This window comes from Streptomyces sp. NPDC002835 (assembly GCF_053591995.1).
Genome location: NZ_JBSFUW010000026.1, coordinates 97,125 through 108,288, shown reverse-complemented (window position 1 = coordinate 108,288; position 11,164 = coordinate 97,125). Strand labels below are relative to the sequence as shown.

9 protein-coding genes and 1 riboswitch are annotated in these 11,164 nt (G+C 70.3%); of the genes, 3 read left to right on the top strand and 6 right to left on the bottom strand.

Annotated features, from left to right (window positions below):
* The 5 genes from ACWD01_RS25415 to ACWD01_RS25395 form a co-directional block, all read right to left on the bottom strand.
* The coding region (locus ACWD01_RS25415) for a transposase (RefSeq protein ID WP_451165103.1) at window positions 1-174 on the bottom strand (174 nt) is incomplete at its 3' end.
* Between the two features lie 155 nt (window positions 175-329).
* A complete protein-coding gene (locus ACWD01_RS25410; protein ID WP_451165094.1) occupies window positions 330-1,520 on the bottom strand; it encodes a tyrosine-type recombinase/integrase in 1,191 nt (396 codons plus the stop codon).
* Between the two features lie 454 nt (window positions 1,521-1,974).
* A complete protein-coding gene (locus ACWD01_RS25405; protein WP_451165093.1) occupies window positions 1,975-2,808 on the bottom strand; it encodes a LysM peptidoglycan-binding domain-containing protein in 834 nt (277 codons plus the stop codon).
* A 4-nt stretch (window positions 2,809-2,812) separates the two neighbouring features.
* Window positions 2,813-2,970, bottom strand: a riboswitch (cyclic di-AMP (ydaO/yuaA leader).
* 409 nt (window positions 2,971-3,379) lie between these two features.
* Complete coding sequence (locus tag ACWD01_RS25400) at window positions 3,380-6,124, bottom strand: cellulose binding domain-containing protein (RefSeq protein ID WP_451165092.1); 2,745 nt, start codon at window positions 6,122-6,124, stop codon at window positions 3,380-3,382.
* 196 nt (window positions 6,125-6,320) lie between these two features.
* Window positions 6,321-7,799, bottom strand: a complete 1,479-nt coding sequence (locus ACWD01_RS25395) for a glutamate-cysteine ligase family protein (protein ID WP_451165091.1) — start codon at window positions 7,797-7,799, stop codon at window positions 6,321-6,323.
* A gap of 270 nt (window positions 7,800-8,069) precedes the next feature.
* Here ACWD01_RS25395 and ACWD01_RS25390 point away from each other — a divergent pair, with 270 nt between their 5' ends.
* Window positions 8,070-9,215, top strand: a complete 1,146-nt coding sequence (locus tag ACWD01_RS25390; RefSeq protein ID WP_451165090.1) for a hypothetical protein — start codon at window positions 8,070-8,072, stop codon at window positions 9,213-9,215.
* A 9-nt stretch (window positions 9,216-9,224) separates the two neighbouring features.
* Here ACWD01_RS25390 and ACWD01_RS25385 read toward each other — a convergent pair whose 3' ends face one another.
* Window positions 9,225-10,073: a S1 RNA-binding domain-containing protein gene (locus ACWD01_RS25385; protein WP_451165089.1), complete on the bottom strand. Its 849-nt coding sequence runs from the start codon at window positions 10,071-10,073 to the stop codon at window positions 9,225-9,227.
* 150 nt (window positions 10,074-10,223) lie between these two features.
* Here ACWD01_RS25385 and ACWD01_RS25380 point away from each other — a divergent pair, with 150 nt between their 5' ends.
* Window positions 10,224-10,613, top strand: coding sequence for a hypothetical protein (locus tag ACWD01_RS25380; RefSeq protein ID WP_451165088.1), 390 nt, complete (start codon window positions 10,224-10,226; stop codon window positions 10,611-10,613).
* Between the two features lie 186 nt (window positions 10,614-10,799).
* The gene (locus tag ACWD01_RS25375; protein ID WP_451165087.1) at window positions 10,800-11,147 is read left to right on the top strand and encodes a hypothetical protein; all 348 of its coding nucleotides are present in this window, start codon (window positions 10,800-10,802) and stop codon (window positions 11,145-11,147) included.
* Window positions 11,148-11,164: the final 17 nt, after the last annotated feature.

Sequence of the window (11,164 nt, the reverse complement as noted above, 5' to 3'; positions counted from 1 at the left end):
GGTCGTTCCGGGCTTGGTCCCGTCGTCGACGTCCGCGCGACGCATCCACTTCCACAACGTCATCGGATGGACTCCGAAATCGGTGGCCACCTGCTCGACCGTCACACCCGGACCGCGGTTCCTCGCGACCCGCACGACGTCCTGGCGGAACTCCTCCGGATAAGGCTTGGGCACAGCGACATCCTTCCCACCCGCCCCACAGGGCAAGCCAGTTCAGATGTCACCCGATCGTGCGGCAGACCCGTTCATCAGTGTGAGCGCTTCGGCGCCCACCAAACTTGTGACCCGCGGAACGAAGCTCGACGAGCCGACGTGCGTCGCAGTGCTCGTCATGACGCGTCCCGGCCGAAGAGGATGGACAAGGAGTCGGGGTTGTAGGCCGGCTCGTCAACAGGCACAGGAGTCTCCTCGCGTCGCTTCTCCTGACGGGCGTGGTGGGCAAGGCCGGCTCTGATGACGTCGTCCCTGGTCGGACGGTTGTAGATGTCCAGGGTCGACAGGTACTTGTGGCCGAGGATCTTTTGCACGTAGACCGGCGGCATGTTCGGGTCATCGAGCATGAGGAACGTCGCCGTGTGCCGCAGATCGTGAAGGGTCCAGTTAGCGCCCAGGAGATCGTTAGCGCGGTTGAACATCATGCGCGCCGCGTCGTACTCCAGCGGCCGCCATGGGCGCCGCAGCGTCCACCACAGCGGATGGTGGCGGCCCCGAGGGACGCCCTTCTTCCAGGCGGACTCTTGGTAGAGCCGCAGCCAGACGAACGCGTCCGGGGTGGCGGCCAGGTCTTGGTAGTCGCGGGTGCCCTTGCGGATCACACTGACGGTCTGCTCGCCAACAACCGCGCCGCCCTGCTTGACGGTGAGCAGCTCCTCGGCGCGGGCGCCAGTGGCGACCCAGAAGGCCAGCAAGGCGCGGTCACGGTGAGAACGGAGCCCGGCGAAGACCCTGGTGTACATCTCGTCGGGAATCCGCCGTGGGACCCGCTGCGGAACGGTCGGCCGGTAGAGGCCCGTGCGTCGGTTCCGGTGCTTCTTCTCACCATCACGCTGTGTCCCGGGCTGGGCCAAGCGGCGCCCACGGACCAACGGGAAGGGGTTCACCAGCAACGAACCAGTGTTGTCATCCAGATGGAAGTTGTAGAACTCCCGCAGCACCGTCTCGCAATGAGCACGGGTTGCCGGCGAGTACTTGGTCCCGACCGTGGGTTTACCAGTCACCGGATTCGGTGTCCCCGGCGCCGGCCTGTCACTGCGAGGTGGTGGGATCTCGGAGAGAGCCTTGCCGCGGTGGCGCCAATGGACACGCTCTGGCTTGTCCGCCACCTTCATCCACAACATGAAGTCCCGGGCATCTTCCCGGGTCGCACGGTCCCACTCGATCCCGAGCGCCCATAAGAACCGGAACCAGCGCAGCAGATCCATGCCGTATGAACGTGGCGTCAACGGCGAGCTGTCCCTCGCCATCAGCTCCTTGAGGTATAGCGCAGTGGGCTCGACCGGCCTCCCGAGTCGATCCAGCACCCTGTACGGCTCCCAGGGATCTCCCGTCTTCAGTAACTGGCCTGACTCAGGCAGGACAAAGTTCCTCAGGTCCCTTCCGGGCCGCTGCTCATCAAGCACATCGGGAAGCTAGCAGATACCCGGTCTGACCTGCGAAGACAGCTGAGTTAGTTCGGTTAACAGGCCTCGCGCGCCTCTTCGACCAGTGGCAGTACACGTGGACGGCCGTTCTGCTGACGGCCGTCGCGGTCGTCGGCGCCGTGGTCGCCGTGGCCGGGTCGCCGGACGAGACCGTGCGTGTGGTGGTCGGGGCGGGGGCCGCCGTCGTGCTGTGGCTCTCGTCTTTCCATGTGGCCCTGCGGGGTTGAGCGGCCGGGCACACGGCAAAGGCCGGTGCCGGGGACGCGTGGGGGACGCGTCCCGGGCACCGGCCCGGTGAACCGAGTGCGACGGATCAGCCGTCGCGACGGTTCTGTCAGTAGGGGCCGTTCACGTTGTCGATCGAGCCGTACCGGTCGGCGGCGTAGTTGCACGCGGCGGTGATGTTGGCGACCGGGTCGTACAGGTCGCGGGACGTGCCGGGGACGTGGTAGGCGTCGAAGGTCGGCTGGATGACCTGGAGCAGGCCCTTCGAGGGCGTGCCGTTGATGGCGTTGATGTCCCAGTTGTTGATGGCCATCGGGTTGCCGGAGGACTCACGCATGATGTTGCGGTGAATTCCCTCGTAGCTTCCTGGAATTCCGTGCTGAGCCATGATGTCCAGCGATTCCTTGATCCAGCCGTCGAGGTTGTTCGCGTAGGACGCGGGCTTCGCGGCGGCCTTCTCGGTCTTCGCCGCGGCGGCCTTCGCCACCGGCGCGCTCTTCCGCTCCGAGCGGTCCGCGCGGTCGGTCTCCGCGGTCCGGTCGGCCTTCTTGGGCGCGGCCTTTTCCTTGGCTTCCGAAGCGGCGCCGATCGTCAGCTCGAGACCCGGGTGAATCAGCGACGGGTCGCTGCCGACGGCCTTCCGGTTGTCCTTGTAGAGCTGCTTCCAGCCGCCGTCGACGGAATGCACGCCGGCGATCTTGGAGAGCGAGTCACCCGCGACCACGGAATAGATCACGGGGCCGGACTTCGCGGCGGCGGCAGGCGCGGTCACGGCGGCGGGCGCCACGGCCCGCTCGGCGAAGACGGGCTGCGCCGGGGCGGCCTGAGCAGTGGTGGCGCCCATGATCGGCAGGACGAGGGCCGCGCCGCCGGTGCTCGCGGCGATGATCCCGCGGGTGAGCGAACGGGCCTTGGTACGACGGTGCTTACCCTTTGCGGGCATGGCGAATTCCTCTCCGTCGCCTGCGAGGTGAGCTGTCGGGTTCGGGCTGGAGATGCCCGGCCGCATGGGAATGCGGCTTCACCCCGAGCCGTTCCGGATTCCGGATCGGCGACTTACCTGGTTCCCCCGCTCCTGCCGTACGTGAGTCGTTGTGGTCTGGTTTCCGGACGGCGGCAGGATTCGGCGGTCCACCCGGATTGACGGTGACCGTAAGCGAGAGCGTCCCGGCGAAACAAGTGGCGAATTGTCGATCACCATCCGAAAGGTGCTTTCGCGGGGGTGATTTCCCATTGTCATTACCGCGTCAAGGAACTCAAATCCCTTCCCGGTGAAGGGAAGTGGCGGTCGGGTGACATCGCCGTCGCACAGTGCCAGGTGACTGACATCACGGAGTGGCCGTGCAACCGTGGATACCGCGGCGCCGTCTCCGCGACGCCAACTCGCAACAATCGCCCGGAATTCACCTTCCGGTGCGAGTTCGGCCAAATTCTCCATAACGGACATTCACACCAAAGCGCCGTGGGATTCCCGGTGTCGGCCAGGAACCCCACGGCGCCGCCCACGGTCCGGCTCAGCCGACGGTGCAGGTCTCGTCGCCCAGGCCGAAGGCGTCGGGGCTGCCGTTCTCGCCCGACCACTCGCCGGTGAAACCGAAGCTCACGGAAGCGCCGACGGCCACCGTGCCGTTCCAGGAGACGTTGCCGGCCGTCACCTCCGCGCCGGTCTGCCGGTGTGTGGCATTCCACATCTGGCCGACCTTCTGACCGTCCGGGAAGGTCCAGCGCAGCTGCCAGCCGTTCAGGGCCGCGTCGCCCGTGTTGGTGAGCGTCACATCGGCCTGGAAGCCGCCCGACCACTGGTTGGTGACCTGGTACGTCACCGTGCAGTCGGCGTCCGCGGGCGGCTCGTCCGGGTCGGGGCCCGGACCGGGGCCCGGGTCGCCGCCACCGCCGTCACCGTCCGACGACTCGCCGTAGATGATGCCGCGCCCGTTGGTGGCCACGTACACCCGGCCGAAGACCCGCGGGTCGCCGGTGATCGCCGCCCCGGTCCACCCCCACTGGTGCGCGTCGTCGTTGATCCGCGTCCAGCTCGCCCCCGCGTCCGTGGAGCGGAAGATGCCGCGGACTCCGCCGATCTTCGCGCTGACGAAGAGCGTTTGGTACGAGGCGCCGGCCACCGCCTTGCCGAAGCCGACCGCGTCCGCCTCTTCCACGCCGGAGACCTTGGCGAAGGTCGCGCCGGAGTCCGTGGAGTGCCACAGCCCGTACGTCCCGTTCGCCGCGCCGCCCGCGAGCCAGATGTCGCCCTCCGTGCCCGGAACCGCCTTGAAGCGGACATTGCCCTCCGCCGGGAGGCCGGACGCCGTGGCGGTGAAGGTGGCCCCGCCGTCGGCCGACACATAGAAGGTCCCGGCCTTGAAGCCGTAGAACTTCTTCGGGTTCTCGCGGTCCGACTCGACGATCGCCCCTGCCGGGATGCCGCCGGCCGCCGCCCATGAGCTGCCGAAACCGGTCGTGTGGTGCACCCCGGCGCCGTCCGGGCTCCAGACGAAGCCGCTGCCGTCCGCCGCGGCGGCGACCGTGCCGCCGCCCGTCACGCCGGCGGGCTGCGAGCCCTGGAACCAGTTGGCGCCGTTGTCCGTGGAGAACCCGATGTGCGGGGCGGCGTCGGCGTTGCCGACCCGTACGACGGTGTCGGGAGCGGCCTCCGCGAAGTCCAGGCTCGTGGTCGCCGACATGTTGGGCCGGGTGAACATCAGCTCGGGCACGGCGTCGAGGTCGGTGTGGCGGAAGCCGCCGATGTCGAGCAGGCCGCTGAGCAGCGGCGCACCCGACGGCGGGCTCGCCAGGTCGTTGACGGCCGTCTCCTCGAGACCCTTGACCATCGGCGTGATCAGGATCTTCCCGCCGCTGTCCCAGGTCCGTAGATTCTCGGTGCCGTAGATCGTCGCGCCCGTGCCGTACATCATCCGATTGGAGTCGAACGGGTCGATCTCCAGCGCCTCCGTCATCCAGCCGAGCTTGGGTGCGACCTCGGGGGGTGACGGGTTCGCGCCCCAGGTGAGCCAGGGGACGGAGGAGACGTCCTGGATGTAGCGGAAGGACCGGTTCGGATAGCTCGTGTAGTCCCAGGCCCTGGTCCAGGTCGCGCCGCTGTCCGTGGAGCGGAAGATCTGGGTGTCGGGCCACCAGGAGCTGTACGCCGTGGCCATCAGCGTGCCGGGCCGCTGCCGGTCCACGCTCAGACCGCTGAAGCCGGAGTAGGTGTCGGCCTCGGCGGTCGGGCTGATGTCCGTCCACTCCCCCGTGGCCGTGTCGTAGCGGGCGATCCGCCCCTTGGCGCCGTCGTACGGGCCGCCGGTGTCGCTCAGGGTCAGACAGAGGTGACCGGTGGCGGAGTCGAGGACCCCTTTGTGGGCCAGGTATCCGGTCGGCTGTCCGGCGATCCGGGACCAGGTCGCGCCGGCGTCGGTCGAGCGGTAGACGGTGTTCTCCTTGTCGGCGACGCCGACGTAGATGTCCCGCGTGGCGCTGCCCGCGCTGCCGGACCGCTCGTCGAAGGTCACCCACACGACGCCCTGGTTGTCACTGGCGTACCCGCTGGTGTCGGTCGGGTCCTGGGCGTAGTTCCCCGGGTTCGGGAAGGCGGTGACCTCCGACCAGGTCACGCCGGAGTCGGTGGAACGCCAGAGGCCGTTGCCGCTGGGAGCGCCCAGGTAGAGCACGGAGTTCTTGTGGGGGTCCACCGCGAGGCGCTCCCCCATGGCGCGGCCCGGCATGTTCCCGCCGAGCTTGAAGGGGAGGGTGGCGGCCTTCCAGGTGGCGCCCCGGTCGGAGGAGCGCAGGACGGCGCCGTTGGTGGGGTCCCAGCTGTTGGTGTACGTGCCGACGGCGGCGTACACCTTGTCCGGGTCCACCGCGTCGGAGGCGAGGCTCGCGACGCCGGTCCAGCCCCATCGGTCCCAGTCGACCCAGTCGAGCAGCGGGGTCCATTCCTTCGCCGCCTGGTTCCAGCGGTAGGCGCCGCCTATGTCGGTACGGGCGTACGCGAGGTTCTTCTCCGACCGGTTGAAGACGATGCCGGGCACGAAGCCGCCACCGTCGATGCGCACGTTCTTCCAGGTGTAGCTGTCCGCGGCGGCGTTCGTGACCGTGTTCGCGGCTGCGTCCGCGGACGCGGACACATCGGATGGTTCGGCGGCCGGCGCGGGTGCCGTGGAGCGGGCCGCGGCCGGACTGCCGGTGGCGAACAGCCCGGCCGTCAGGGTCAGGGCCGCCAGTAGGGCGGCGAATGGTCTGGCGCTTCTGCGCACGGAAACGTCCTCTCCGAGCGGGACCGCCAGGGTGGCGGTACGAGACGGGGTGCGGCGTGGTGCACGGAGTGGGAGCGCTCCCAGTGCGGACGATGGTAGCGGCGCGGGCCGTCGGGGAGAAGGGGTGCCGCAGGGGCTGCCGCGCCGGATCGCGTCCCACTCATCCGATGAATGCCGCGACCGGTGGTCCGTGCGCTCAGTCGACCGGCCAGGTGTGCGCCGGGGCGTTCAGATGCATGTAGTCGAGGTACTGCCGTGTCATCAGGCGCAGCGCCTCGTGATGGTCGACGCGGGACGTGGCGTCGATGTGGTGGTACATCTCCGCCTGCCACACCGCTCCGTTGCGTCCGGTGACACAGCGCTGCTCGATGATGCCCAGCAGCGGCTCCCGCCACGCCGAATCCATGCCGGAGACCTCGAGCCCCCGGTGGGCCAGGGGCAGCAGGCGCCTCAGTACGAGTTCGGCCACCGGGACCTCGCCCATCCCGGGCCAGTACAGGAGGGCGTCGATGCCGTGCCGGGCGGCGGCGTGCAGATTGTCCTCCGCCGCCTGGAAGGACATCCGCGACCAGACCGGCCGTTCCTCGTCGACGAGGGCGCGGGTGAGACCGTAGTAGAACGCGCCGTTGGCGAGGGTGTCGGCGACGGTGGGCCCGGCCGGGAGCACCCGGTTCTCGACGCGCAGGTGCGGCTTGCCGTGGGTGACGGCGTACACGGGGCGGTTCCAGCGGTAGATGGTGCCGTTGTGCAGGGTGAGTTCGGAGAGGTCGGGGGTGTCCCCGCCGTCGAGCGTCTCGCGCGGGTCCTCGTTCTCGCACAGGGGCAGCAGGGCCGGGAAGTAGCGCACGTTCTCCTCGAAGAGATCGAAGACGCTGGTGATCCACCGCTCGCCGAACCACACCCGCGGCCGCACCCCCTGCACCTTGATCTCCTCCGGCCGGGTGTCGGTGGCCTGCTCGAACAGCGGGATACGGGTCTCGCGCCACAGCTCCTTGCCGAACAGGAACGGCGAATTCGCCGCGAGCGCGACCTGCACCCCGGCGATGGCCTGCGCGGCGTTCCAGTAGTCGGCGAACTCGTCGGGCGCGACCTGGAGATGGAACTGCGTACTGGTGCACGCCGCCTCCGGCGTGATGGTGTCCGCGTACGTGCGCAGCCGGTCCACCCCGTCCACCGCTATCCGCAGGTCCTCCCCACGGGCCGCGAAGATCTGCTCGTTGAGCAGCCGGTAGCGCGGGTTCTCCGACAGCGCCGCCTCTCCCACGTCCCGCTGCCGCAGCGTGGGGAGGATGCCGATCATGGCCAGATGGGCCCCGACCTGGGCCGCCCGCCGCTCGGCGTGGTTGAGGGCGTCGCGTATCTCCTGCTCCCATGCGTAGGGGCCGCCCGCGGTGAGGGTCCGCGGCGGGATGTTGATCTCCAGGTTGAACCGGCCCAGCTCGCTGTCCCAGGCCGGGTCCGCGATCGCCTCGAGCACGTCGGTGTTCCGCATCGTGGGCTCGCCGGCCGCGTCGACCAGGTTCAGTTCGATCTCGAGACCCACCTGCGGCCGCTCCGACTCGAACCGTGCCTCGCGCAGCATCTGCGCGAACGTGTCGAGGCAGGCCTGCATCTTGTCCCGGTACCGGCGGCGGTCGTCCCGGGTGAAGACGAGCGCCGGGACGTCACGCCCCATGGGCCCTCCCGAGTCTTGTGCGTCTCGTCGGGCAGACGGCTTCCCCTTCAGCGTCCCACTCCCCGGCAGGGCCTACCAGCGGTGGGGACGGAGTGCGCGTCCGCGAGCGGATGCAGTGGTACCGGCCCGAGGGCGTCACCCCGACGGCGCAGCACCGGGGCCGCCCGCCTCGTCCCCGGGACCGGGCCGCCCGAAGACAAGAGCGTGACACATCGACGCAGGACGCCGAGGGACATGACCGCACACGACACGACGGAGGGGAACGGTCCCATGCGCACTGACGGGGGCGACCGGGGGGAGCTGATCGACCGGGACGACCGGGTCCGCGACGGGGGCGACCGCATCGGCCGGGGCGCGGCGCTGCGGCGGTCGGGGCTCTGCGCCCTGGTGCTGCTGGCGCTCACCGGGCCGTTGCTTGGCGCCGCGTCGGCCGACGCCCCGCCGCAGGGACCGCGGGCGCCGGAGGCCGCCGGGGACATCGTCACCTGGGACGTGGAACTGGACGGGACCACGGAGGGCGCTGACGACGCCAACGTCCACCACTCCGGCACCGCCCTGCGCATCCGCGACACCGGCCTCGCCGCCGCGTCCGGCCGCACCGGCCGCGGCCAGGGCTCCGCCGTGCTGCCCGTACGTCACCTGGCACACGGGGTCGACCGGGTCGCCGCCGAGGTGACGGCGGAGGTGCCGCCGGGAGCGCAGGTGCTGGTCGACATCCGCGGCCGTGACGCCGGCGGCCGCTGGACCGAGTGGCGCGAGGCCTCACCGGGGGCTCCGGCCGAACTGCCGCGTACGGTCATGAACGTACAGGCACGGCTCCTCCTCCGCAGCGGTCCTGACGGAACGGGCCCCACCGTCGCCGGGCTGCGGCTCACCGCCGACTCAGCGGGCGTGGCCGAACCCGTGCCGGAGGCCGCCGCCCCGTTCAGCGCCCGTATCTTCGCCACCCGCGAGGGCCTGGTCGGCGGCACCACGGCCAACGGACATGTGATCCGGCCGAACGACCATTTCGTCGCGCTGCCCTCACGGCGCGGTCTGTCCCCGAAGGGCAGCGCCGAGTACTCGGTGCGGGTCTGCGGTCCGGCCCGCTGCGAGACGGCGCCGGTGTGGGACGTCGGCCCGTGGAACATCCGCGACGACCACTGGAACCCGTCCTCCGTACGCGAGATGTTCAAGAGCCTGCCGCAGGGCCTGCCCGAGGCCCAGGCGGCGTACGAGGACGGCTACAACGACGGGCTCGACGGCTTCGGCCGGCGCGTCCTCAACCCGGCCGGCATCGACCTGGCCGACGGAACGTTCTACAACGTCGGTCTGAACGACAACGGCTGGGTGACCGTCACCTATCTGTGGACCGGCGACACCGCCACCATGCACGGGACCGGCGACGCGCGCACGGCTTCGGACTCTGCTTCCTGAGCAGGCCGGTCAGCCACCCTGGGGCGAAGTCACCGGCTGCCGTGGGGCGTCGGGCTCGCGGGAGAGGGCCAACCTGCGCCACTGCCGGTCGACTTCGGTGACGACGACGGTGACTTCGTCACCGACCCGGACCGTGTCCGCCGCCGCTGCCAGGGGCGGCCGCGCGGGCCGCTCCCCCGGAACCAGGCCCACGACCGCGTCGGCGACCTGGACGAAGACGCCGATCGGGGTGAGCTTGGTGACCCGGCCGTGCAGTGTGCTGCCGGCCGGGGTCGCGTCGGCGAAAGCCTGGAACGGGTCCGGCTGCGTCGCGCGCAGGGACAGCCTGGCCTCTCCGTGCCAGGTGTCGAACAGAAGGAACTCGCACGACACGCGCTGCCCGACCTCTACGACGTCCGACAGGGCGTCGATGTGCCGCCAGGACAGCTCGGGCACGGTGACGAACCCGACGCCGGGGAAGACCGGGTGATCGGGGCCGTCGTCCAGGGCCACGAACACGCCGAACCGCTCGACCGCGGCGACCGTGCCGGAGAGGATGTCGCCGCGGTGCAGTCCGTTCAGGAACGTCCAGAGCTCCGGGTGCTGGGCGGCGGCCATGGACAGCCGGACCATGCCCTCGTCCCAGTCGACACCGGTCACCTGGGCGGTGATCCGCCGGCCGACCACAGGGGCTCTGTGTTCACCCCAGGGAAGGTCCAGCGGCCCCACCGTGCCCAGCGGCCGGCCGGCGAAGCCGTCCAGAACCACCAGTGCCACATCGGAACGCGCCATTTCTGTGACGGTCCCCGTGCGGATGTCGCCGACGCGGACCGTCGCCAGGAACGCCCGGGAGGCCTGATCAAGGGACACATCACGCATGGAGCCGAGTGTTCCACGGGCAGTTGTGCGACACGGACCGCCCCCGCTGCACCGGGGCACACGCGGCGGACGTGGCGGACTCGGCCGGGCGGGGAGGGCAGTTGGTGGAGATCGGCACATCGGTGGATCGGGCGCCGATACCGTGACGGGATGAGTGACGACAGGATCAGGCCGGAGGACGAATGGCCGCTGCCGCCCGTCTGGATGTGGGCCTGCAAGGACTGCGCCGGCCTGTACCGGACCATGAAGCACGTCCAGGACGAGACGGAAGAGGCCCGGCTCACCTGCGGGCCGGGCATCGACTTCGACCCGATGGACAGCGCCATCGGCACGCAGATCGCCCTCGCGCAGCACATGGCCACCGCGCACCCGGACCAACTGCCCGACTGGGACCCGGCCTGCGCCGGCTGCAAGAGCCACCGCGACGCGATCGCCCGTGACCCCGGCACCGCCCCGCGTGCCGCGTCGGCCTCCCACTTCGGCAACGAGCACCGGGCGCGGCACGTGTTCGCGCCGCCCAGCATCGTCGGACTGCACTGACTGGCGCGTTCTCCCGGTCGCGGGCTCTCACACGGCACGACGGCGCTTGTTTGCCGAACTCCGGCAACGCCCGGCTCGCCGGTCTGCCGGGCGGCAGTGGTGTGCCGGGCGTGCCTGCCGATCACCATGGCCGGGGAGCGCGGGCCGGGTCCGCGGCTCGGGAGGGGAAGTGAGGGGCGGGTGGACATGTCCGAGTTCGACAGGCTCATCGACGTGGTCCCGCTGCTGATGGGACCGCTGATCGCGTATTCGGGATGGTGCGTGTGGCGCAAGCCGGACGAGGCCCCCCATCTGGCGTCGGGCAATCCGCGATGGGGCCTTCTCTGCTGGTCCGTCGGCTTCGTACTGCTGGGCGTCACGGTCACGGCTCTCGGCGGCTTCGGCCTGGCGGGCCAGGAGGAGCCCCGGCCTCTGGCACTCGTACGTATGGCGGCCGCAGGGCTGGTGGCTGTCGCGATCGTGGTCGCAGCGGCGTGCCGAACCCGGAGGCGTCGCGGCCGCCCGCGTCGTGCGCAGGGGACCGGAGGCGGATGAACGCGCGCGGCGTCCGG

Coding starts and splice junctions, on each gene's coding strand:
- ACWD01_RS25405 (WP_451165093.1), bottom strand. CDS start 2,808: ATGCCCGCAAAGGGTAAGCACCGTCGTACCAAGGCCCGTTCGCTCACC.
- ACWD01_RS25395 (WP_451165091.1), bottom strand. CDS start 7,799: ATGGGGCGTGACGTCCCGGCGCTCGTCTTCACCCGGGACGACCGCCGC.
- ACWD01_RS25390 (WP_451165090.1), top strand. CDS start 8,070: ATGCGCACTGACGGGGGCGACCGGGGGGAGCTGATCGACCGGGACGAC.
- ACWD01_RS25385 (WP_451165089.1), bottom strand. CDS start 10,073: ATGCGTGATGTGTCCCTTGATCAGGCCTCCCGGGCGTTCCTGGCGACG.
- ACWD01_RS25380 (WP_451165088.1), top strand. CDS start 10,224: ATGAGTGACGACAGGATCAGGCCGGAGGACGAATGGCCGCTGCCGCCC.
- ACWD01_RS25375 (WP_451165087.1), top strand. CDS start 10,800: ATGTCCGAGTTCGACAGGCTCATCGACGTGGTCCCGCTGCTGATGGGA.